Annotated in this window: 20 protein-coding genes; 3 read left to right on the forward strand and 17 right to left on the reverse strand. The window is 44.1% G+C overall.

Annotated elements, in window-relative coordinates:
* Window positions 1-199: 199 nt before the first annotated feature.
* A complete protein-coding gene (locus MUCPA_RS29025) occupies window positions 200-652 on the reverse strand; it encodes a deoxycytidylate deaminase (RefSeq protein WP_008511401.1) in 453 nt (150 codons plus the stop codon).
* Window positions 653-661: 9 nt separating this feature from the next.
* Window positions 662-2134: an MFS transporter gene (locus tag MUCPA_RS29030; protein ID WP_008511403.1), complete on the reverse strand. Its 1473-nt coding sequence runs from the start codon at window positions 2132-2134 to the stop codon at window positions 662-664.
* A gap of 162 nt (window positions 2135-2296) precedes the next feature.
* On the opposite strand from MUCPA_RS29030, the gene MUCPA_RS29035 reads away from it, so the two are divergent.
* The gene (locus MUCPA_RS29035; protein ID WP_008511405.1) at window positions 2297-2938 is read left to right on the forward strand and encodes a LysE family translocator; all 642 of its coding nucleotides are present in this window, start codon (window positions 2297-2299) and stop codon (window positions 2936-2938) included.
* Between the two features lie 625 nt (window positions 2939-3563).
* On the opposite strand, the gene MUCPA_RS29040 is transcribed toward MUCPA_RS29035, so the two are convergent.
* From MUCPA_RS29040 to nuoH, 9 genes are all read right to left on the reverse strand, one after another.
* Complete coding sequence (locus MUCPA_RS29040) at window positions 3564-5471, reverse strand: class II glutamine amidotransferase (RefSeq protein ID WP_008511407.1); 1908 nt, start codon at window positions 5469-5471, stop codon at window positions 3564-3566.
* Window positions 5472-5774: 303 nt separating this feature from the next.
* Window positions 5775-7079: an ammonium transporter gene (locus tag MUCPA_RS29045; protein ID WP_008511409.1), complete on the reverse strand. Its 1305-nt coding sequence runs from the start codon at window positions 7077-7079 to the stop codon at window positions 5775-5777.
* Window positions 7080-7171: 92 nt separating this feature from the next.
* Window positions 7172-8695 (reverse strand): NADH-quinone oxidoreductase subunit N, encoded by a 1524-nt coding sequence (locus tag MUCPA_RS29050; RefSeq protein ID WP_008511412.1) that lies wholly within the window; start codon window positions 8693-8695, stop codon window positions 7172-7174.
* A complete protein-coding gene (locus tag MUCPA_RS29055; protein ID WP_008511414.1) occupies window positions 8696-10288 on the reverse strand; it encodes a complex I subunit 4 family protein in 1593 nt (530 codons plus the stop codon). It abuts the gene before it with no gap.
* A gap of 2 nt (window positions 10289-10290) precedes the next feature.
* A complete protein-coding gene (nuoL, locus tag MUCPA_RS29060) occupies window positions 10291-12288 on the reverse strand; it encodes an NADH-quinone oxidoreductase subunit L (RefSeq protein ID WP_008511416.1) in 1998 nt (665 codons plus the stop codon).
* Between the two features lie 31 nt (window positions 12289-12319).
* Window positions 12320-12625: an NADH-quinone oxidoreductase subunit NuoK gene (gene nuoK, locus MUCPA_RS29065; protein ID WP_008511418.1), complete on the reverse strand. Its 306-nt coding sequence runs from the start codon at window positions 12623-12625 to the stop codon at window positions 12320-12322.
* Window positions 12622-13173, reverse strand: coding sequence for an NADH-quinone oxidoreductase subunit J family protein (locus MUCPA_RS29070; protein WP_008511420.1), 552 nt, complete (start codon window positions 13171-13173; stop codon window positions 12622-12624). The genes nuoK and MUCPA_RS29070 overlap by 4 nt, the downstream gene beginning before the upstream one ends.
* Window positions 13170-13763, reverse strand: coding sequence for a 4Fe-4S binding protein (locus tag MUCPA_RS29075; RefSeq protein WP_008511421.1), 594 nt, complete (start codon window positions 13761-13763; stop codon window positions 13170-13172). Before MUCPA_RS29075 ends, MUCPA_RS29070 begins: the two co-directional genes overlap by 4 nt.
* A gap of 367 nt (window positions 13764-14130) precedes the next feature.
* Complete coding sequence (nuoH, locus tag MUCPA_RS29080; RefSeq protein WP_040628301.1) at window positions 14131-15201, reverse strand: NADH-quinone oxidoreductase subunit NuoH; 1071 nt, start codon at window positions 15199-15201, stop codon at window positions 14131-14133.
* A gap of 292 nt (window positions 15202-15493) precedes the next feature.
* Here nuoH and MUCPA_RS29085 point away from each other — a divergent pair, with 292 nt between their 5' ends.
* Window positions 15494-16006: an AAA family ATPase gene (locus MUCPA_RS29085; protein WP_008511425.1), complete on the forward strand. Its 513-nt coding sequence runs from the start codon at window positions 15494-15496 to the stop codon at window positions 16004-16006.
* Between the two features lie 54 nt (window positions 16007-16060).
* On the opposite strand, the gene murI is transcribed toward MUCPA_RS29085, so the two are convergent.
* The 5 genes from murI to MUCPA_RS29110 all read right to left on the reverse strand — a co-directional run bounded on the left by murI (window position 16061) and on the right by MUCPA_RS29110 (window position 21543).
* Complete coding sequence (gene murI, locus MUCPA_RS29090; protein ID WP_008511426.1) at window positions 16061-16891, reverse strand: glutamate racemase; 831 nt, start codon at window positions 16889-16891, stop codon at window positions 16061-16063.
* A 75-nt stretch (window positions 16892-16966) separates the two neighbouring features.
* Window positions 16967-17479, reverse strand: coding sequence for an OmpH family outer membrane protein (locus tag MUCPA_RS29095; RefSeq protein WP_008511428.1), 513 nt, complete (start codon window positions 17477-17479; stop codon window positions 16967-16969).
* Window positions 17480-17582: 103 nt separating this feature from the next.
* Window positions 17583-18113 (reverse strand): OmpH family outer membrane protein, encoded by a 531-nt coding sequence (locus tag MUCPA_RS29100; RefSeq protein WP_008511430.1) that lies wholly within the window; start codon window positions 18111-18113, stop codon window positions 17583-17585.
* A gap of 71 nt (window positions 18114-18184) precedes the next feature.
* Window positions 18185-20740: an outer membrane protein assembly factor BamA gene (bamA, locus tag MUCPA_RS29105; protein WP_008511432.1), complete on the reverse strand. Its 2556-nt coding sequence runs from the start codon at window positions 20738-20740 to the stop codon at window positions 18185-18187.
* Between the two features lie 62 nt (window positions 20741-20802).
* Window positions 20803-21543, reverse strand: a complete 741-nt coding sequence (locus MUCPA_RS29110) for an isoprenyl transferase (protein ID WP_008511434.1) — start codon at window positions 21541-21543, stop codon at window positions 20803-20805.
* A 413-nt stretch (window positions 21544-21956) separates the two neighbouring features.
* On the opposite strand from MUCPA_RS29110, the gene MUCPA_RS29115 reads away from it, so the two are divergent.
* Window positions 21957-22304, forward strand: a complete 348-nt coding sequence (locus MUCPA_RS29115; RefSeq protein WP_008511436.1) for a hypothetical protein — start codon at window positions 21957-21959, stop codon at window positions 22302-22304.
* Window positions 22305-22328: 24 nt separating this feature from the next.
* Here MUCPA_RS29115 and porG read toward each other — a convergent pair whose 3' ends face one another.
* Complete coding sequence (gene porG, locus MUCPA_RS29120; RefSeq protein WP_008511438.1) at window positions 22329-23126, reverse strand: type IX secretion system protein PorG; 798 nt, start codon at window positions 23124-23126, stop codon at window positions 22329-22331.
* Between the last annotated feature and the right edge of the window lie 5 nt (window positions 23127-23131).

The raw sequence follows: 23131 nt of genomic DNA on the forward strand, positions 1-23131 counted from the left end.
TCACGAATGAAGACGAATTTTCACGAATCAGTATCTATTAATGAATGATGCATAAATATCAAGCTAATTCATCACCAATTTAGTAAAAATCCTTCTTAATTCATATCAAATTCAATATTCGTGAAAATTCGCCCTTATTCGTGAAATTAGTGCCTATTCACTATTCGTGAAAATTCGTCTTCATTCGTGAAATTCGTGCTTATTCAAATTGCGTTGCCGTTACCCCAAACCTGTTCAAAAATTCAACGCCTTCATCAAAAGGCAAACCTTTATAGGCCGCGTACGACTTCTTGAAATACACATGTTTTATTCCTGCCGAAAAGATCAGCCGGGCGCAGGGCAGGCAGGGCGATAAAGTGGTATAAAGGGTAGCCCCTTCTAACCGGGCGCCGTTCTTAACGGCATATAATATGGCATTCTCTTCGGCGTGGAGCGCCAGCGAGCAACTGCCTTTGGCATCACGGGCACAGCCTGTTTCGGGCCACTCCTCGTCGCAATTGTGCGTACCCGCCGGGGGGCCGTTATAGCCTATCGAGATGATGCGGGTATCCTTAGCCAATACGGCGCCAACCTGGGCCTTAACGCAATGTGAGCGTTGGGCCAGGTCGAGCGCCAGGTTCATAAAAATATGTTCAAAACTTGGTTTCTGCATAAATGGGGTTTAATGTCCGCTTTTAACGGCCACCTTATCAAAATCAATACCTTGTGCTTTAAGTGCGCTTTTAGCTTTGATGGCATAAAACGCTAAATAGGCAAAGCAGCCAACACCTACCAGGTACGACCATTGAATGCCCAATCGCGATGGATCGCCAAGGTAACCTTGCAACAAGCTGATGAAGCCGCCACCCATAATCATCATGATGAGGAAGCTCGAACCTTCATTGGTGTGCTTGCCTAAGCCGGTAACGGCAAGGGTATAAATACAAGGCCATAATGTTGAGCAAAATAAGCCCACGCTGATGAAAGCGAATACACTTACCATCCCGCTCGAAAGCATCCCGATAAATAAGGCCGTAATGGCACAACCCGAAAAAATCAATAACTGGCGGGCGGGGTTGCCTTTGCTTAAATAGTCGGCAGCAATTAATACCATAATTACAAAAGCGTAAATATAAAAAGGAGTAACATCGTGCTGAGCTATCCGGTTAACGGCCAAAAACACACCGAATGCGATGTAAGGCGTAACAACACCCAATAGTTTTTTCATCCCGTCGGATAAGTTAAAAGCACCAACAGAGGCTGTCCAGCGGCCAATCATCAAGCTGGCCCAGTATAACGATATAAAGGGCGCTATGCTACCGGTTGGGGTATTTAGCTTCTCTTTCATAAACTCAGGCAAATTACTTGCCGTAGAAACCTCTACACCAACGTATACAAATATGGCAATCATACCGAGGGCCAGTTGTGTATAGTCCAGGGCACTCTTTTTTTCTTTAGCTACAAGTACAATCGTATCTTCTTCGGGGCTTTCAACCACATCATCTGTAATGGAATGGATCTTATCCGGCACAGATGAGAATTTGAATATCACGGCAACCACCAAAAATAAAGCGCCCAATATCAGGTAAGGGAATTTAACCGCACTGATACTGGCTTCCTGTGTTTTGGCAGATACCGAACCAAAAATGGCCAGGCTTACCAATAAGGGACCAATGGTAGTACCAAAGTTATTTACACCACCCGTTAAGCTTAAGCGCTGCGCCCCGGTTTTAGGGTCGCCCAGGGCTACTACAAGGGCATTGGCGGCTATTTGCTGTAACGAGAAACCCAGGCCTACAATAAATAAACCAGTTATCATTAAATAGAATGAAGCAGTTTCGGCAGCAGGATAAAACAACAAAGTACCCAGGGCCGATAAGATTAAACCCGCGGCAATACCATTTTTATAACCGTACTTATTCAGTATATCGCCATCGCCTGTTTTTGAAATAACGAAATAAATAATTGAACCTACCGTATAAGCCACATAAAAAGCCAAAGAGATCATTTGCGATTGCCACTGTTCCAAATGTAATTTCTCTTTAAAAACCGGGATAAGGATATCGTTGCTTGCAGCAACAAATCCCCAGAAAAAGAAAACGGTGATCAGCGTTAACAGCGCCGAGCCATAATTTTTCGAATTATTTTGTTCCATTAAATAAGGGGTATATAAGTTAGTATACGTTTTAGGCTATAAACTTAATTTAATTTTTAATAAAATCTAACTTTAAATTTTAAATCCTTTACTTCAAATTTTCGTTGTATTTGATATAAAGTTGCATCTTCGCATTACTTGACTTACGAAAGGCTATAATTAATGATAGAAGCCATATTAACAGGCATAGGATTTGGGTTGGTATTGGCCGTATTGACAGGCCCGGTTTTTTTTGCACTAATTAAAACCAGTATCGAAAAAGGTTTTCATGCCGGCGTTGCCATGGCGCTGGGCGTAGTAACCAGTGATGTGGTTTTTGTTGGCGCTATACTATTTGGATCGCAATTGGTCGATTTCAAGGTTAACACCACCATTTTGGGGATAGTAGGCAGTAGCATCCTTTTTGTGATAGGTATTTACTACATCTTTAAAAAGGCCGACATTACGTATAAAAACAGTCCGAAAAAAATCAGGCGTGCGGGCTATTTTTTAAAGGGCTTTTTGATGTGCATTTTTAACCCCTCGCTACTTTTCCACTGGATAACGGTAATTGGTGCCGCAAGTACCATTTTTCATCGCGGCGTTCCGGGCAGTATGGCAAAAACAGCCGTCATGTTTTTAACTATTTTACTTGTACAGTTTGGCCTGGATACCACCAAGGCCTTCTACGCTAATAAACTGAGAGATAAGATTTCAGAAAAATCGGTACACCGCCTTAACCAGGTTGCCGGGATAGCACTCATTATAGCCTCGTTTGTGATTATCGACAGGTTGATTACTCATTTTATTTTTTCGCCACAGTAGGGAGTTGGGAGTCTTGAGCCGGGAGTCTTGAGTTCTGAGCCTTGAGTCCAAGAGTCGGGAGTAATGAATTCCAATTGTAGCCTTGGAAAAGACGCTTTAATTCTTGAATATCAGATAACTGAGTCTCTTAACAAGCGTCATTGAGTGGCCTACCGAGCGAGCTCTGAAAAAACAGAGATGACGTTTGAACCTGGTAGATTTTTTGGTGCAGAGGCAAAAGCGGGCAAAGGCCCCGGCGTGCAGTCGGGCTTTTGCGCACTTTGCCTATCTGCGCAAAATAGCCTACAGGTTTCAAACGTCATCCCTGTTTTTTCCGGGGTGAGGCCCGGTGGAATACTCGGGATGACATAGTGGTGAAGCGGGGTATTGAAGGTAATTAAAATGGTGAGCCTGTATAGCAGATAAGGTCACGAAGGTTCAAACGTCATCCTTTTTCCGGCTGCCTGGTGGCTTACTCAAAATTACAGGCATAAAAAACGGCCACTGTCCAATTAAAGCAAGTGACCGTTTTTTTATTGATTATTGAACTATCGCCCAGCGATCTGATTTTTTTTGAACAACGATAGCCGCTGTACCAAGGCATTGCATTTTTCACTATGGTCCATCGACTATGGACCATCGATCACTACATATAAGCCCTCTGGTTTTTACCTTCCATCCAGTTTACGTAGGCCCGGTTTACTACCTTATTGCCACCTGGTGTTGGATAGTTGCCCGAGAAATACCAATCGCCGGTATGGTCGGGACAGGCTTTGTGCAGGTTATCCAGGGTTTGGTACAATACCTGTATCTCGGCGTTGATATCTTTTGGTGTGATGATCTGCGCTATACGATCAGATATTTCCTGATCTGTAAAGGGCTCATAAATGGCCTTTACATAGTTTTCAACTTCCTCTTTGGGCAGTTTAGAGCTTTCCTTGCACTTCTGATAAACATCGGCTATAATCTGGTAACGGCCGCTTTCCTTCAATAAGCTGATTGCAGCTTCAAAAGCCACAAACTCGCCCATGCGCGACATATCGATGCCATAACAATCAGGATACCTGATCTGCGGGGCCGACGATACCACAACAATCTTTTTAGGCTTCAACCTATCAAGTATCTTTAAAATACTTTGCTTAAGCGTTGTACCGCGAACGATAGAATCATCGAGTGCTACCAGCGTGTCCACGCCATTTTTTACAATGCCGTAAGTGGTATCATACACATGGGCCACCATTTCGCTGCGGTCGGCATCCTGGGTAATAAAGGTACGCAGCTTAACATCCTTAATGGCTATTTTTTCAACCCGTGGTGCAATAGCCAGTACCTCTGTCAGCTCCTCGTCGGTAATTTTATCTTCCCGGTTCAGCAACTGGTCGCGCTGATACTGTTTGATGTATTTGTGTATCCCCTCAACCAAACCATAAAAAGCTACTTCGGCCGTGTTAGGGATGTAAGAGAATACTGTATTTTTGATATCGCTGTCAATAGCGCCTAATATCTGAGGGCAAAGTAACCTGCCTAATTGTTTACGCTCGCGGTAGATAGAGGCATCGCTTCCGCGCGAAAAATAGATCCGCTCAAACGAACAAGCCTTTTTCTCCTGCGGTTCGCTAAATTGCTCTTCGCTTATCTTACCGTTCTTTTTGATAATCAGAGCGTGGCCGGGTTTTACCTCGCGGATATCGTCGATATGGATATTAAAAGCAGTTTGTATGGCAGGTCTTTCAGAAGCCGCTACCACTATTTCGTCGTTATAGTAATAGAACGCCGGGCGGATGCCTACCGGGTCGCGCATTACAAAAGCGTCGCCATGGCCAAATATGCCCGAGATGGTGTAACCGCCATCCCAGCTTTTGGCGGATTTTTTCAGGATTTTAGCTACATCCAGGTCGTTAGCAATCAGCTTGCTGATCTCTACGTTATCATCCAGCCCTTCGCGTTTATATTGGTCAAACAAGCCCTGGTTCTCGGTATCTAAAAAGTGTCCTATTTTTTCGAGCACGGTTACCGTATCGGCTTGCTCTTTAGGGTGTTGGCCAAGGTCGTACAGTTGTTGCAGCAACTCATCAACGTTGGTCATGTTAAAATTACCGGCAATCACCAGGTTACGTGTCATCCAGTTATTCTGGCGTAAAAAGGGGTGGCAATTCTCCACGCTATTTTTACCATGCGTACCATAACGCAAATGGCCCAAGAGTACTTCGCCGGTAAAGCTTACGTTGTTCTTGAGCCATTCGGCGTCCGCCATTTTTTCGGGTTGTTCCTTCTGTATGTCGGCAAATTTCTTTTGGATGTATTCAAAGATATCCGCTACAGCGTTGGTAGCTAAGGACCGGTGCCTGCTAATGTAACGCTGCCCGGGCGCAATATCTAATTTAATGGTTGCTACCCCTGCCCCGTCCTGCCCACGGTTATGCTGTTTTTCCATCAGCAGGTACAACTTATTTAAACCATAAAGTGCAGTGCCGTATTTTTTTTGGTAGTAAGATAGCGGCTTAAGTAATCGAATGAATGCTATTCCGCATTCGTGTTTTATCGCTTCGCTCATGGTGAGTAATAAGCGCGCAAAGATACTACTTTATGCTAAACAAAAAAGCGATTTAGCTCATTTGGAAGCATTTTAGATAGTACTTGCAAAACCGTGACAGAGGCCGGGTTGAACGGTAATTAAATAACTATTAATTAAAATAAATTCATAAAAAAATAAACTTTTAAACTTCAGCGATTAAGGCATCTTAACCGCTGAAGCCCTTTTAACGTTATGCCCAAGACAGCAAAATAAATCTAAAGTCAAAACTCGTCATCACATTCCCCATTCGCACATCTTCTCATTTGCAAATTTGCACATTTATCAAAGTGTCTCTCCATGCTGGCTCAGATCCAGCCCTATCGCCTCATCCTGTGGCGAAACACGCAGCGGCGAAATCAGGTCGGTTATTTTGAGCAATAACAACGAACCGAAGAAAGCAAAAACCGATACGCCAACAAGCGCTTCCAACTGGATTAAAAACAAGTGGGTTTCGCCAAAAAACAAACCGTTGCCGGTGGTATTTCCGGCGTTGATGTTTTGGTGGGCAAATACGCCGGTGAGCACCATGCCCACCATACCGCCAACACCGTGGCAAGGGAAAACATCCAGGGTATCATCAATGGTGGTACGGGTTCGCCATTCTACTACCATATTGCTGATTACCGAAGATATAATGCCGATAGCCACCGAATGCGGGATAGATACAAAGCCCGCTGCCGGGGTAATGGCTACCAAGCCCACAACCGCACCTATACAAGCCCCCATAGCGCTTGGTTTTTTACCACGGAGGATATCAACAAAAATCCAGCAAACGGCCGCAGACGCCGACGCAGTGGTGCTGGTTGCCAGTGCAGTAACCGCAAGCAAGTTTGCCCCCATGGCCGAGCCCGCATTAAAGCCAAACCAGCCAAACCAAAGTAAACCCGTACCTATCATTACATAAGTAATACGGGCGGGCGCATGTGTAGGCTCGTTGCGCCGTTTTAAATACAGAGCCGATGCCAGCGCGGCCCAGCCTGCCGACATGTGCACCACTGTTCCGCCTGCAAAATCCAATACACCCAGCTTAAACAATACCCCATCCGGGTGCCAGGTACAATGTGCCAGCGGCGCATAGATAAATACAAAAAACAAACAGATAAAGATGATATACGAATTAAAGCGAATGCGCTCGGCAAAGGCTCCTGTAATCAGCGCAGGCGTTATAATAGCAAACTTTAACTGGTACATGGCAAACAACAGTAACGGAATGGTTGGCGCCAGCTTCCAGGTTTGGTTGCCGAGCATCCCCTTCATCATAAAAAAGGTTCGCGGATCGCCGATGATGCCATAAATAGAGTTCCCGAAGGCCAAACTAAAACCGAAAACCACCCAGATAATGGTGATAATTGCCATACAGATAAAACTCTGAAACATTGTAGATATCACATTTTTCTTATTCACCATACCGCCGTAAAAAAAGGCGAGTCCCGGTGTCATAATCAATACTAAACCAGTGGCGCTCAGCATCCAAGCTGTATCAGCTGCGCTGATATTGGCATTGGTATTGATAACATCTACCGAAGGGAAAATAAAAGACAACAACAAAATGACGACCAGGAAACTAATGGGTATTAATCTTTTCATTTATTTTGAAATTTTATAAAATAGCGAAGGCCTAAAGTATAAAATTTTGCCTAAAAATAAATTCCTAAATTAAATTTCGTTTAATACGATAATTAATTTAAAAAGATGTTCAACATCTGCGGAAATAAACCCGTTGCGAGCAGGAAAAAACTGATCAAACAAACAAAAATCAATAAATAGCGATGAGTAATATAGAGATCGTCAACATGATGTTCGTTTTTCTTGAGGAAGAGGTAAAGAGGGATCTTGATATAGTAAAATAAGGAAATAATTGTGGTTGCGGCACCGGTTATCATCAAAGCCAAAAGCCAGGTATTATGATTTTGATCATATATTTTATATACCGACGAAAACACCAGCACCTTGCCGTTAAATCCCGCCGAAACGGGTAAGCCGGCTAAAGAAATCAGGATGATTACAAAACAAACCGAAGGCAAGGGGTAACGCAGGCCAGCACCCTTGTAACTATCCAGATCGTGCGCGCCGATACGGTTAACATAATACGAGCTCAACATTAACGCGCCGATATTGGCTATGGCGTAAACAGCCAGGTAAAACAGCAGGGCCGATATCCCTTGCTGCGAAAAGGTAGCCAAAGTCATGAGCGCGAAACCGGTATGCCCTATGCTTGAATAGGCCAGCAGCCTTTTAATATTGGTTTGCCATAGGGCAGCCAGGTTACCTACTATCATGGTTACAATACCTACAACCGATAAAAACAACCTGAAATCAATAGCGTTAAACTGGCTATTGAATATAAAAGGAGTTAAAAAATTAATTAACAGCGCAAAGCCTGCTACTTTAGGCAAGGTTGAAAGGTAGGCCGTAACGGGCGTAGCAGCTCCCTGGTAAACATCGGGCACCCAAAAATGCATCGGCACAAACGATAGTTTAAAACCTATGCCTACCATTACCAACACGATAGCCAGCGAAACACTTACAGGGTTAACCAGGGTAAGGTTATGGATAAATGCATCGCTCTGTAAATTTAAGGAGCCTCCAAAACCATACAAAAGCGAAATACCGTATAGCATAATGGCCGAAGAAACGGCGCCGAACAGCACGTACTTCATACCGGCTTCGGTTGTTCCCTGGGTGTCCGACCGATAGGCAACCATCAGGTACGAGGCGATGGATACCATCTCGATAGATATATAAATACTGAGCAGGTTTACCGCCATCACCATTAAATGCAAGCCGAGCAGCGAAGCTATAATGATGGAATACAAATCGGAAAGGCCTTTGAAATGCGAGCGCAGGGCTTTATCCCAGGGGATATAAAGCAGCACACATATGGCGCATACATCAAGGATCAATTTAAAAATAACCGCGGTGCGATCTACAAACAACATCCCACCGAAAATGTATTGCGCGTTATTTTTCAGTAAAGTGCCATCGTTTAACAGCACAAACTGCCACAGGCATTGGTACAGAACGATGATCAACCCCGCAATGGCAATGCCACGACACATCCAGCCTGAGTTTTTTCCAAAAAGTAAGTCGGTTACAAATACCAGTATAAACAACAGGCTCAAGCCTATTTCGGGCATAAAAAACACCAGGCTCTGCCGGATGTTATTCAAATGTTCTGGTATGTAGGGCAGCAGATCGTTCATTTACCTGATTTGAATAAATTGAATAAGCGCCAGTACCGAATCGTTGATCTTATCAAAAACAAGCGAAGGCATAATGCCTAAAATTAAGGCCAGGGCAGCCAGGGGCACCAGGGCAATCACCTCGCGCCGGTTAACATCGGTAAGGGCCAGTTTCCATATTTCGCCACCTTTTAACTGGGTATCGCCAAAAAACATCCGCTGCAGCGTCCACAAAAAATAACCGGCGCTCAGCAGGATACCTACCGAACCGCATACCGCCATCCATGTGGGTATTGCTGTTGAATTAAACGCCCCCACCAGGCTGAATGCTTCGGCAATAAAGGCCGAAAAGCCCGGCAAACCTAACGACGCAAAAAAGGCAATCATCACAAATACGGTATACTTAGGCAGCAAGGTACTTAAGCCGCGGAAACTGTAAACATCCCGATCATGCACCCGGTTATAGATTACGCCCACTAAAAAGAACAACATGGAGGATAAGAAACCGTGGCTCACCATCTGCATAATGGCACCGCTTACGCCTTCGGCAGTTTGTGATGCTATGCCCAGGAGCACAAAGCCCATGTGCGAGATAGACGAGAAGGCGATCAACCGCTTCAAATCTCGCTGAGCAAGGGCGTTTAAGGCACCGTAAAGGATGGATATTACGCCAAGCAGTCCCAGCCAAAAGGCTCCCGAGGCTGCTACCTCCGGAAATATACCCAGGCAGATGCGGATAATACCGTAGCCCCCTACTTTGAGCAATACACCTGCCAGTATAATAGATACCGGCGTTGGCGCTTCAACGTGTGCAGCGGGCAGCCAGGTATGCAGCGGCACTACCGGCACCTTGATAGCGAAGGCTATAAAGAGCACAATAAAACCAACCGTACGGGCAGGCAGGCCAAATAACATGCGGTGACTGATGGTGCTGAATACCGAACCAGCATCGTAATTGGCGGTGTTCATCATCTGGATCATGTTGAAGGTATGATTTCCCGTTGCCGGATCTTTAACCGAAAAATACAGCCCAACCATCACCAGCAGCATAAACACCGAACCGAACAAGGTATACAGAAAAAATTTGATAGCTGCGTATTCGCGCTTCGCGCCGCCCCATATCCCGATCAGGAAATATAGCGGCAAAAGCATCAGCTCGTAAAATATGTAGAACAGGAAGAAATCCAGCGAGCAGAATACGCCCGTAATGGCTACATCCAATAACAAAAACAAGGCGAAATAGCCTTTATGGTTCTTGTTGATCTCCCAGGATGATAAGGCGGCGATTACCATCACGATGGACGACATCAGCAATAACACGATAGAAATACCATCAACCCCAACAAAATAATCAATCTGCATTTTGCCCATCCCGCCAAGGTTTAAACCTATCCAATGTAGTTTTTCAACAAACTGGTATTGGGCTTCGCGATTAACCCCTGCAAAAGCCGCCCCGGTTTTAAAATTAAGATAAAGCCAGATGCTGATGCCTAACTGAACAAGCGTGGCCAGCAGCGTAATATGTTTAGAGATGTTCCGCAATTCTGTGGGCAGGATGAGTACCAGGATACCGAACAATATTGGGGAAAAAATAAGCAGCGTTAATATATTCATTATCAAATAAACGTCTTTAAAACATACACAACTAAAATAATCAACAACATGGTAAACAGATAGTTCTGCACTTTTCCGGTTTGAAAACCCCGGATAAAGTTACCAGCCTGTTTTACAATTTCGGTAAGCAAATGCAGCAGGCCGTCAATCACATATTCATCAAACAGGGCCGCAACCTTACTGAGCGCCAAACTAACCGAAGCCAGTAAATTAACAAAGCCGTCTAAAATAACCTGATCAAACCAATACAGGGCCTTGCCTAAAAGTAAAACCGACTTAACCACTACCTTGCTGTAAAAGCTATCGATATACCATTGGTTGTAGGATAGTTGGTACAACCACCCCTGCTGTTTAAACCAATGGATATTTTGCTTTACGTAAATGCTATAGGCCAGGTAAATAACCAGCAAACCTAAGCCGTTCACCGTAAGCGGAACCAGCAAATGAAAGTTACTTTCCACATCCGCGACAGCGCCAAACCCTTTAACAAGCCAGGCATGGCCATACTCAAAAGGATTAATCGAAAATAAAGGAAACAGGCTGCAAATGGCCAGGAACACCATCGGTACCGAGAAGAGTAAGTTACCCTCGTGGGCCTCGGGCTCAAGAGCCGGGTTAATTTGCTTTAAGCGCGACTGGCCCAAAAACACTTTGAATATTAAACGGGCAATGTAAAACACCGTGAGCAAACTGGTAAGCATGGCCCCAACTGGTATCATGGTATACACCCAGCTTTTGCCCTGCGCCCACTCGAAAGCCTGGATGAGGATACCCTCTTTAGATAGATAGCCCGATGTTAGCGGGAAGCCTATTAAAGCCAGGGCGGCAATGCAGCAGGTAATAAACGTTACGGGCATCAGCTTACGCAAACCGCCCATGTTTAAAATATTTTGTGGATCGATGTCCAGCTCGTGCTTGTGTTTAAGATGGCTCATCTGGTGGATGATAACACCTGCCGCCAAAAACAACAGGCATTTAAAAAAAGCATGTGTTGCCAGGTGGAACAAGGCCGATGAGTAAGCGCCAACGCCCATGGCCAGCATCATAAAGCCCAATTGCGATATGGTAGAATAGGCCAGTATCCGTTTCAGATCGTTTTGCGTGAGCGCGATGGTAGCGGCCATTAAGGCGGTAAAGCAGCCTATAACGGCAATAATGGTTAATACATCGGTATTAAAAGCCGGGTAAACTCGCCCTAATAAAAATATACCGGCGGCCACCATAGTAGCTGCGTGGATTAATGCGGATACCGATGTTGGGCCTTCCATAGCATCGGGCAGCCAGGTATGGAGCGGAAACTGTGCCGACTTGGCAATGGCCCCGCATAAAAAGCAAATGCCGGGTAAGGTTAACCAGGCGGCATCAACCCCTTTGGCACTGGCCAGCGGGTTGCTACCGCTAAACAGCTGTACCATATCAAAGGTGTGGTAATGCGAATACAGCAGCAGGATGCCGATCAGTAAGCCTACATCGCCTATCCTATTCATGATGAAAGCCTTTTTGTTGGCTTGAACGGCCTTTTCGCGGGTGAACCAAAAGCCGATAAGCAGGTACGATGCAAAACCCACCAGCTCCCAAAAGGCGTACAACAGCAACAGGCTATCCATAATAACCAAAGCCAGCATAGCAAAGCAAAAAAAGCTGAGGTACATAAAATACCGGGTATAGCGCTCATCGCCCTTCATGTAGGCCATGGAGTAGATATGCACCGGCAAGGCAATTGCCGAAACCAGCAGCAGCATTAAAACCGACAGGTTGTTGAGCCAGATACCAGCCTGAACGCGGATACTGCCGATAACAAACCATTGCTGATGGATTTGTACGGATGCCTGGTTCCATATCTGGCTAAACACAAAACCGGCTAAGGTTAAACTTATTATAATGGCCAGGGTTGATACCCCGCCCGATATTTTGCTTTGTTTAGGTACAAATAACAGGTTAATTAAACAGGCAGCAAAAGGCACAACGGCAGCTATAATAGCCAGTTGCACGTTCATCATATCGTTATGTGTTACTATTTGCTCCAATTCATTAACCTTTTAATTTATCAACCTCTGCCGGATCGATGGTTTTGTACTGGCGGTATACGTTTAAAACAATGGCCAGCGCCACTGCAACCGCCGCCGCGGCCAGCACAATGGCAAACAGCGCGAATGATTGCCCGCTGTTATCCAGCTTATCGTACTTACCAAAGGCAACCAGGTTTAATATGGCTGAATTGATAATCAGCTCGATACCGATCAATACCTGGATAGCGTTGCGTTTGGATAGCACGATATAGATGCCGATGCAAAACAGCCCCGCCCCTATCATCAGAAAGTTAGAGAGGGTGATCATAGCTTGTGTTCCTCCTTCCGGGCTAAATGTGCAGCGCCTATCAAGGTCATCATCAACAGGATGGAGACCACCTCGAACGGCAACAGGTAACGCGTCATCAGGTTGATACCGATATTGCTCAGCATATTGTCGCCCGGTTTAATCACATTATCATGTTGTACCGAAGCTTTTATCCAGGGCAAACTATCGGGCTGCGCCTTAATAATGGCGTTTACCAATACAATTAAAAATAGTACCGCTACCAAAAGGGCTGGCAACTTGCCAACCGATATAAACTTGTTGTTGCCTTGTTGTAAATTATTAAGTACATCTTTATTAGAAAGCATAAAGGCAAACAACATCAATACCAATACCCCGCCCACGTAGATCACAATCTGGGTAACGGCCACAAAATCGGCCAGGGCAAAAACGTATAAACCGGCCAGCGCAAACAGTGTTACAAAAAATAGAAACAGCGAGCGCACCAGGTTTTTACTGGCGGCAACCAGCAAGGCCGATGCGAGGGCGATGAAACCCATCACGTAAAATAAAATCTGTTCTATATTCATGCGCCGCCTTCCTTCTTTTTCATGGCAGCCAACTTGGCCGCTTGTTTTTCTGCCTGCTGGGCATCAAACAACCTTCGTTTTTCTTCGGCCATCTCGGCAGACATATCCGAAAACTTATAGGTTAACAAATTCAGGTCCTGCACGCTTTTATCGTACTGGTTAGTCATGGTGATGCATTCTGTTGGGCATACTACGGTACATAAACCGCAGTACATGCATTTGGCCATATCAATATCAAACTTAGCCGCGTAAAGGCGTTTGGTTGTCCCGTCGGATGTTTGGCCAATGGCTTCGGTAGCTTTGATGCTATCGATGGTGATACAATCCACGGGGCAAACTTTGGCGCATAGGTCGCATACAATACAGTCGTCCATCTCCACATCCAACTGGTACCGCCCTACCTCGGGCACGGGCAGTTTTTGCTGCGGATATTGGATGGTATTGGTTCCCTTACCGTCCTGCTCCTCAAAGTAGTTATCAGACTTTACAGACGATACCACCCTTTGCTTGTTTGAAGCAAAAAAGTGCCTGAGTGTAAGGAATAACCCCACCCATGCTGTTTTAAATCCGTTGAATACTTCTTTTAACATCTTTTATTTTCTTCTGTATTTATTGTCCTCAACGCGCGGTGACACACACCCCCTCCCACTTCAATACCCTACGCACCCCCTCTCGAGAGGGGAGCTGTTTTTTGTGGAGGCCTGAACCCTTTTAAAGCCCAGGCCCCCGAGCGATTCCCCTCTTGAGAGGGGCGGAGGGGTGTGTCCTCAACGCGCGGCGATACACACCCCCTTCCACTGCATTGCCCTGCGCACCCCCTCTCGAGAGGGGAGCTTTTTTCTTGTTGAGGCCTGAACCGTTTAAAAGCCCAGGCCCCGTGCGATTCCCCTCTTGAGAGGGGTGGAGGGGTGTGTCCTCAACGCGCGACGAAACAGCCCACCAACAACAGGACAATTCTCACATCAACAACAGCCGCCATATCCCCGATATCAGCATGCACACAAAAGCCAGCGGTGTTAACACCTTCCAACATAAACCCATCAACTGGTCGATGCGGAAACGGGGTAAAGTCCACCTGATCCACATCTGTACAAATACCAGTGCCAGGGTTTTCAAAGTTACCCATAAAATGCCCCATGCTATACCGGTGGTATAATCGGCTAAATGTAGCCGCCCCATATTGGGCAGCGGTGTATTCCAGGCACCTAAAAACAGCATCACGGCTATCATGGATACCAAAAACATCATGGCATATTCTGCCAGAAACACAAAGGCGAAGCCCATCCCGGTATATTCGGTATGGAAACCGGCAACCAGTTCAGATTCCGCTTCGGGTATATCAAAAGGCGCCCGGTTTGATTCGGCCAGCGATGCGATAAAATAAATTACAAACGCTATAATGAGGTGCGGCGCCCTGAAAATGTTCCAGGATAATATCCCGCCTGTATGGCTCACATCCCAATAACCTAAAAATTTGGTTGTTTCGGTTGATAAGATGCCTTGCTGGGTGGCAATCTGCTGCAGATCGAGCGTCTGGGTGATCATCACCACTGATATAATGGCGAAACCCGCCGGGATCTCGTACGAGATGATTTGCGATACGGAGCGCATAGCGCCCAATAATGAGTATTTATTGTTGGAGCCCCAACCGGCCATCAGGATGCCCAATGTTTCTACCGAGATAATAGCGAACACATAAAACAAACCGATATTTAAGCTAACCGGCACCAAACCCGGCCCCCAGGGCATAGCCGCGAAACCGAGGTAAACCGCCACAAAAATAATGGCCGGCGCCAGCACAAACAAAAGCTTATCGGCTGCAGCGGGTGTAATAAATTCTTTCTGGATCAATTTCAGCATATCTGCCAGGGTTTGCAGCGTGCCGTACTTGCCTACCTCGGTGGGGCCAAGCCTGTCTTGTATCAAGGCAGATACCTTCCGCTCGGCATATACCCCAAATAGGGTAAACAAGCCGGCAAAGGCAAAAAGCCCTAAAGCGATGATGATATATGTAATATAAAAAGCCAAATCCGCAAAGTTTACTTTGGGCTGCAAACTTACTTAATTACAAATAAAATACGGCATTAGCCCGGGCTAAATATCCCCCTAAAAGGCTGTGAGTTGTTATTTTCTTTATAACACACCGATTTAGTAGTCTTTTTAAAGTTATAATCGCCTGTTAGCCTCTCTCCTACCTAATACATATCCGTTATAAATATATTATCCGGCTAAGCACATCGGAGTTAAAACAGCGGTAAATATTGTAAAGCAACAGCAACGCAAGCCCCCATCTGTTATATTTGTTGCTAAAATTGAAGCCATGAAATTAATTTTGTTTAGAGGGCGGCCCGGAACGGGAAAAACATTATTATCCGGTTTGCTCTCGGCTCAACTTAATTTACCCGTAATCAGGAAAGATGATATCTATGATGGTTTGAGCACTTTAAATCCGGATCACCAACAACGAAATAGCGCTACACACCACATCTTATATGCGGTTTTAAAAAGTAACGCCCCCACAACATCTACCCTCCTATTAGACTTTCCGTTTCAGTTTGATGATGATATAGCCAAACTAAAAAACTGGTGCATCGAAAACAATGTAGAACTAAAATCTATCGTGGTAACTTGTAGCGATGAGGAGCTATGGGCATCCCGGTTTAACAAACGAGCCGAAAACCCGGCCCCCAACCAGCTTATTACCGATTTTAAACTGCTTAAACAACGTTATGGCGAAATGCAATTGAGGCCCGGCCCGTTGGAGTTACTGATTGATACCGTTAATAACAGCAGCGATAACATTAAAAATATTATTGCTTTTATTACTAAGTGAAGCAGGTTAAACCCAACAGGGTGCTTGCTGGCAACACGCGCGACCTTACTACATTTACTTTACCGGCAGGTAGGTTGACTGCACGGGTTGGCAGTAAAACAGTGTGGCATGATGGTCAAAATCTGCCGTATCATCTGTTGTGGTAAAAAATTTCTGACTGGCATTTTTGGTAAGCTTGCTTTCCATTTCCGGATGCCGCTGCAAATAATTAACCAGGCTTTGCGCCACAATATCGCCCTGCGAAACCGCCTGAACATCAGCCGGAAGATAGGCTCTGATTTTTTGCTCCAACAGCGGATAATGGGTACATGCCAATAACAAGGTATCAATGCGGGGCGACTGAGCTAAAATTTGATCCAGATATTGTTTAACAAAGTAATCGGCACCAGGTTTATCGTACTCACCGTTCTCAATCAGCGGTACCCAAAGCGGGCAGGCTTGCTGGTACACATTAACGTCGGGGAAAAAGTTGCCTATTTCAATTTGGTAAGAGCCCGATTGAACTGTACCTTTTGTACCCAGCACACCAATCTCTTTTGTTTTTGAATAGTTACCTATTACCTCGGCCGTAGGCCTGATTACGCCGAGCACGCGTTTTGATGAATCGTGTTTTTTTAAGTCGTGCTGCTGTATGGTGCGCAAGGCCTTTGCCGAGGCCGTATTGCAGGCCAGTATAACCAGTGGGCAGCCCATTTTAAACAAATGCTGTACGCACTCCCAGGTATATTGATGAATGGTTTTAAACGAACGGCTGCCATAAGGTGCCCGGCTGTTATCGCCTAAATAGATATAATCATACTGGGGCAGCAATTTGGCAATGGAACGAAAAACGGTTAATCCACCGTAACCGGAATCAAAAACACCAATAGGATGAGCAGGTAACATATTGCAAAAATGGCAATAAAAAAGCGAAGCCCGGTTATATAACCGGGCTTCGCTTCTATTTAATTTAATTTTTTATTATTTTAAGCCTAATTTCACTTTTACAGAAGGCATTAAATCGTCAGCATCCGGAGATACCAACAGGATGTTTTGTGAAGAATCAATCACATATCCAAAACCTTTTTCTTTAGCTACGGCGGCTATTGCTGCTCTAACTTTATCAAAAAGTGGTTTTCCAAGCTCATCTTTTTTAGCTTCTACCTTTTGACCGGCAGTAGTTTGGTAATCTTGCATACGTTTTTGAAGATCCTGCAATTCGCTTTCTTTTGCCTGGCGAACAGCATCAGTAAAAGTAGCTTTTTTGGCTTCATAATCAGCAGCCCTTGATTGCAATTCAGTTTGCATGCTGGTTAGCTGATCGATAAAGGTTTTTTGGTAAGCTTGTAATTGTGCAGAGATGGTTTTTGTATCAGGCATCTGGTCAATTATAGCGTTAAAGTTAACGTGGGCAATTTTTGTCTGTGCTTGAGCAAAAGTTCCGATAAACAAGATACATCCCGCAACTAATACAACTTTAAATAATTTTTTCATTTTTTACTTTTTCTGTTTTTTATTATGGTGCTATTTTAAACAATTATTTTGATTTAAGCCGTTTATTTTTCAACTCTAATCAAACTTTAATGTGGTTGGTAGGCTATTTGGCCAACACGCCCGGCTTAAGGCCCAAACGTGTAATTACATCTGCGCTTTTATCATAGCGTGGATTGGCGTATAACATAATCACCTCGCTATTTTTATCAAAAACCATATCCAGGTTTTCGCTTTCGGCTAAGGCCTGTACGGCTTTGGCTATCCTGTCTTGTATAGGTTTAACCAAGGCGTTGCTACGCTGGGTAAGCTCCCCATCTGGCCCAAATTTCTGACGTTGAAAATCCTTCGCGGCCTTTTCTTTATCAATAATTTCGCCCTCGCGCCGCTTTTTCATATCGGCGGTCATCAATACCTGGTCGGCCTGGTAAGCCTTGTACATGCGGTCAATCTCCTGGAAACGGGCGTCAACCTCTTTTTGCCATTGTGCCGAAAGTGCGTTAAGCTCCTTCTGGGATGATACATAATCCGGAATATGTTTTAATATATAATCAGAATCGATATAAGCAAAACGTTGCGCAAAGCTTGCCGCACCCATTAACAGCACTAAACCAAGGGTTAAAAATATTTTTTTCATTGTAGTTATACACATTAGCTATAATGACGCTTAAATGTGCAATATATTGTTTTTTGCTTTATTTATACAAATTAATTAAATCCTCCTGTAAGGCTTTGAGAGATGGAAAAGTGGAACTGGCCTTTGTTGGCGCTTGGTGCACCTTGTATGGCATCAAACCCATAACCATAATCCAAGCCCAGCAATCCAAATATCGGCAGGAAGATACGCGCGCCAACACCCACCGAACGCCTAACATTGAAGGGGTTAAAATCGCTGAAAGAATTCCAAACGTTACCGCCCTCTGCAAAAGCAAGTACAAATATGGTTGCGCTTTGGCTGGCAATAACCGGGTGGCGAAGCTCTAACATGTATTTGTTAAATACCGGGCTACCAGGGTTGTTATCTGCATTATAGCTTGAGCCTACCGGAACTATCGAGAAATTTTGATATCCCCTTAAACCGATAATCTCGCTACCTTGTAAAAACTGGTAACTCTGCATACCATCACCGCCCAATTTAAAGCGCTCAAACGGAGCCTGGCCAACATCCTTGTTGTAATAACCCATAAACCCAAATTGAGCCTGGCTTTTTAACACCAGTTTACCATAGATTTTCTGGAACCATTGCGACTCAAACTTCCATTTGTGGTACTCTACAAATTGATAACGCTCTTGCGCAGTAGCTATTTTATAGTTGGTACTGTTAAATAAAGAGTATGGAGGCGTTGCCTGGATAGTAAATTTAATATTGGAGCCTGATGTAGGATAGATAGGTGCATCTAACGAGTTACGGCTAAACTCCTGCGTTAACTTAATATTGTATGATGTACCGTTGGTAAACAAGTAACCGGGATAATTGTGTAAGGTATAATGATCCACGTTTAATGAATAGTTCAGTTGGAAAAGATCATCAGGCCATTTTAAACGCTGACCTAAAGTGATACCGGCACCATTTATTTTTAAGTGGTAATAGCTTGCATCTGTACTGGCGTAAACCGATCCGTTAGAGCTAACCTGGGTATACGCTGTAAAGGCGAAGTAAATTGGTTTTTTACCACCCAGCCATGGTTCAGAAAAAGTGAACGAATAATTCTGATAATTTTGACCGTTTGACTGGCCACGCAAGCTCAGCTTTTGGCCATCGCCTTTAGGTAAAGGGCGATACGCCTTGCCATTGAAGATATTACGTAACGAGAAGTTGTTGAACGTTAAGCCCAGGGTACCTACTAACTGGCCACCACCAAAACCACCCGAAAGCTCAATCTGATCGGAAGGTTTCTCAACTACGTTGTACACGATATCAACGGTACCATCCTGCGGGTTGATGTTTGTAGGCTTCGGCTCGGTTTTTTGCTCATCAAAGTTACCTAAGGTGGTAATATCACGTGTACTACGTACAATGGCTTCTTTTGAGAATTTTTGTCCGGGCTTAGTGTGCAGCTCGCGCAAAATAACTTTATCGTTAGTTACATCGTTACCTTTAATAATAATGCGGTTGATGTTGTACTGAGGCCCCTCGTACATCCTGATATCCACATCAACGGTATCATTATAAATTTTAGTTTGAACCGGATCTGCCTGGTAAGTTAAATAACCATCGTTTAAATACAGCGACGAAATATCATCACTATTGCCGCCGCCACCGCCGGTTAAACGTTTGTTCAAATCATCTTCGCTAAATACATCCCCTTTTTTGATACGAAGAACGGTTTTCAAAAAGCTGGTTGGATATTTGGCATTGCCCGAGAAAGTAATTTTACCAAAGTAATATTTAGGGCCTTCGTATAATTTAATTTTGATATCAACGGTACGGTCATCATGTCGGTAAACCGAATCGCTCACAATTTCGGCATCACGGTAACCCTTGGCCTGCAGTTTTTCTACAAAGCCTTGTTTATCTTCTTCGTATTTATCACGCATAAACTTTTTGGAACCAAAAATATGGTACCATTTTTTCTCGCGTGTTTTACCCATAAAGCCCTTCAGCTTTTTATCGTTAAATACAACATTGCCCTCAAAGCTTATTTTATTAATTTTTACTTTTTGCTTTTTATCAATAGCTACATCCAAAATTAAACTATTGGCATCGGCCGGATCTTTACGTTGTTTGATAGTTACCGTTGTATTAAGGTAACCTTTTTCGGTAAAGTGCTTTTTAATGATATTGGTAGTGGTATTAAGCAAGTTTTCGTTTACTATTTTACCAGCCTTATCGTTAAGTTTCTTTTGGATATCTTCAATTTCGCCTTTACGGATGCCAGTGAGGTGTATACGTGATAAACGCGGACGCTCCTGGATCTGGATATCAAAGTAAACGGTATCGAGGTTGATTTTGGTGATGTTTAATTGCACATCATCAAAAAGGCCCTGGTCCCATAAAGCTTTGATCACGTTTGACGATGCTTCGCCGGGGATGGTGATCTTATCGCCTTTGTTTAACTTAGAAATGGTTATCAGTACATCTTTTTCAAGATACTTTACACCACTAACCGTAATGCCACCAATGATATAATCTTTTGGACTTAAATAGCTTAAACTATCAGCAGGTATTTGCTTGCTCAATGACGGCCTCGGTTGGTTTGATACCTGCGCCCATGTAGTAGAGCAAATCACAGAAAAAAGAATTGCAAAAAGGAGTTTATTCATTCGAATATTTTGGTGGCTAAAATAATTTATACAGTTGTTAAAAAGTGTTAAACGTAAAAATATTAGTTGATTTGTTCGCTTATCATGCCAAACCGGCGTTCACGTTTCTGATAATCAAGTATCGCTTCAAACAAATCTTCGCGCCTAAAATCTGGCCATAATTTGTCAGTAAAGTACAGCTCGGCATAAGCAATTTGCCAAAGCAGGTAATTGCTGATGCGGTACTCCCCGCTGGTTCTGATCAGCAATTCCGGATCAGGCAGGTTAGATGTATGTAAATGCTGAGAAAAAACTTCTTCGGTAATGTCTGCCGCCTTCAGTTCGCCGCTTTCTACCTTACGGGCAATAGCTTGCGTGGCCTGCACTATTTCGCGCCGCGAGCTGTAGCTCAGGGCCAGGGTAAGTACCAGGCCTGTATTACCTGCTGTTTGGGTAATGGCGTTATTCAATTCGGCGCTGCACTTGGCGGGCAGCATATCCATGTCGCCTATGGTATTGAGGCGAACATTGTTATCCATTAATTTTCTGATCTCTTTATTGATGGTTGATATCAGCAACTCCATAATGGCAGTAACTTCAAATTTGGGCCTGTTCCAGTTTTCGGACGAGAAGGTATACAGCGTTAAATATTTAATACCCAGTTCTCCCGCTCCCTCAACCACATCCCTAACGGATAATACGCCATTGTGATGGCCAAAAACACGCAATTTACCCTTGCCCTTAGCCCACCTGCCATTTCCGTCCATAATTACAGCAATATGCTGCGGTAACCTGGCTGTATCTATCTGCTCTTTAAATCCCATCACCAAATTATTTGCCATTAAGCTGCAAATGCCCATATACAAAAACTAAAGGCGTTGTAACACGCTGATATATACTATCCTTTAAATATTTACAAGCCTTATTAGCAACCATTTTTGTAATTAATCAACTGTCAATCTCCAATTAAAAAAACAGGTACAAGCGCTGTTTAACCGGAAATATCCAAAAATTTCAGGGGACAAAGGTAAAACTTACTTTGTATATTTTTATGATATGGTTAAAAAGAAAAGGTTGGTTAACAATTTTTAACACTTGTTAGGTACACAGCCAATTTAAACCACGCTAAAAATATTTATCATTTTAACTATCAGAGCTTTTAAATGATCGAAATTTTTAATTTTTTGTATGGAAGTTATTGTAGTTTTTAATATTTTCATGCTTCAAAACCTGGATCATGATATCGTCGCTCTGCATTATTTTCCTGATCATCTTTTACGTTTATTTTAAACAATATTATGAGAAGCTGATTGCCGCCAAGCTGCAGATGGATGACGAAAAACGAATTTGGACCAAAAAGCTGAACCGCATACTGCTGACTATGCCAGCCGGTATTATAGCCATTGTGATACTTTATGCCATATCGTTTACGCTGATGAGCTTATACCCCGAGGTAGAGAATGTAAAATCGTCTCGCAGGGTGGTTGATGTTGTTGCGGTTTTATTTTGCCTGGCTTTATTTTTTTGGGATAAAAAAGAGCTCGATAAAAAGCTGGGAAGCACCAAAAATATTGAGCAACTGTAAAATGCCAAGCCCGGGTGGCAGCTTTTAATTAAAAGTGTAGCACTTGCGTGTTAAAAAGGTATATGAAATACTGAACCCCAAAAACATGTAGGTATCGGCACCGCGCAGGTTGCCCCGCTGCGAGCCTGCCGAGCCGATGTACACGCCGCTGTTTTCGCCCGACCGGTCGGACAAGGTACGCGACAGGTTGTTGGGGAGCGAACTTTTATCGGCATAGAGGCCGTTAACATCGTCAAGGTAACCGGTATTGGTAGTACGGTAGCCCAGATCGACAATAAGGTTCCATTGGCCCGCAAAATTATATTTAATGCCGGCCCCATAAGGTATAGCCAAAGCACTTTGGCTGTAAGGCTTTGTTTGCCCTTCCGTCATGAGCGGCCTCAGCTCGTAATCCTCTCCCTGGTAGGTTGCCACAGGGTTATATTTAACGGTGCCTATGCCCAGAAAAATAAAAGGAGTAAACTTATTGCGGCCAATTTGCGGTATATAAGGCAGAAAATTAAGTTCGCCCATCAGGCTCAGCTCGGTTAAGGTACTTGAAAAACTCAGGTTACGGTCTCTTAACTGCTGGTTTGACGATGTGCTGTCGGCGCCGCTGATGGTGGCGTGCGTATAATTTATTTTGACAGAAAGAAACTGGTTGAAGTTACGCTTGATAAAAACGCCATACGCGGGATCGGTAAATTTAAGGGGATTAGCCGGATTAAAATCGCCGATGTAACCCGCCGCCCCTGCCGAACCACCCACTTCCCAGGTTTGAGCCCTCAGCGGAAACGTAAATAGTATAAGCGCCGCGCACAAAATCAATATAAACTTAGGCATTAATA

Origin of the sequence: Mucilaginibacter paludis DSM 18603 (assembly GCF_000166195.2) — a bacterium.
In the GTDB taxonomy this organism is placed as follows: domain Bacteria; phylum Bacteroidota; class Bacteroidia; order Sphingobacteriales; family Sphingobacteriaceae; genus Mucilaginibacter; species Mucilaginibacter paludis.

Coding starts and splice junctions, on each gene's coding strand:
- MUCPA_RS29095 (WP_008511428.1), bottom strand. CDS start 17,479: ATGAAAAAATTATTTAAAGTTGTATTAGTTGCGGGATGTATCTTGTTT.
- nuoK (WP_008511418.1), bottom strand. CDS start 12,625: ATGATCACCCTCTCTAACTTTCTGATGATAGGGGCGGGGCTGTTTTGC.
- nuoL (WP_008511416.1), bottom strand. CDS start 12,288: ATGATGAACGTGCAACTGGCTATTATAGCTGCCGTTGTGCCTTTTGCT.
- porG (WP_008511438.1), bottom strand. CDS start 23,126: ATGCCTAAGTTTATATTGATTTTGTGCGCGGCGCTTATACTATTTACG.
- MUCPA_RS29055 (WP_008511414.1), bottom strand. CDS start 10,288: ATGAATATATTAACGCTGCTTATTTTTTCCCCAATATTGTTCGGTATC.
- MUCPA_RS29075 (WP_008511421.1), bottom strand. CDS start 13,763: ATGTTAAAAGAAGTATTCAACGGATTTAAAACAGCATGGGTGGGGTTA.
- MUCPA_RS29110 (WP_008511434.1), bottom strand. CDS start 21,543: ATGGGATTTAAAGAGCAGATAGATACAGCCAGGTTACCGCAGCATATT.
- MUCPA_RS29045 (WP_008511409.1), bottom strand. CDS start 7,079: ATGAAAAGATTAATACCCATTAGTTTCCTGGTCGTCATTTTGTTGTTG.
- MUCPA_RS29040 (WP_008511407.1), bottom strand. CDS start 5,471: ATGAGCGAAGCGATAAAACACGAATGCGGAATAGCATTCATTCGATTA.
- MUCPA_RS29085 (WP_008511425.1), top strand. CDS start 15,494: ATGAAATTAATTTTGTTTAGAGGGCGGCCCGGAACGGGAAAAACATTA.
- MUCPA_RS29100 (WP_008511430.1), bottom strand. CDS start 18,113: ATGAAAAAAATATTTTTAACCCTTGGTTTAGTGCTGTTAATGGGTGCG.
- MUCPA_RS29050 (WP_008511412.1), bottom strand. CDS start 8,695: ATGAACGATCTGCTGCCCTACATACCAGAACATTTGAATAACATCCGG.
- MUCPA_RS29115 (WP_008511436.1), top strand. CDS start 21,957: ATGATATCGTCGCTCTGCATTATTTTCCTGATCATCTTTTACGTTTAT.
- murI (WP_008511426.1), bottom strand. CDS start 16,891: ATGTTACCTGCTCATCCTATTGGTGTTTTTGATTCCGGTTACGGTGGA.
- MUCPA_RS29035 (WP_008511405.1), top strand. CDS start 2,297: ATGATAGAAGCCATATTAACAGGCATAGGATTTGGGTTGGTATTGGCC.
- MUCPA_RS29030 (WP_008511403.1), bottom strand. CDS start 2,134: ATGGAACAAAATAATTCGAAAAATTATGGCTCGGCGCTGTTAACGCTG.
- MUCPA_RS29070 (WP_008511420.1), bottom strand. CDS start 13,173: ATGAATATAGAACAGATTTTATTTTACGTGATGGGTTTCATCGCCCTC.
- bamA (WP_008511432.1), bottom strand. CDS start 20,740: ATGAATAAACTCCTTTTTGCAATTCTTTTTTCTGTGATTTGCTCTACT.
- MUCPA_RS29025 (WP_008511401.1), bottom strand. CDS start 652: ATGCAGAAACCAAGTTTTGAACATATTTTTATGAACCTGGCGCTCGAC.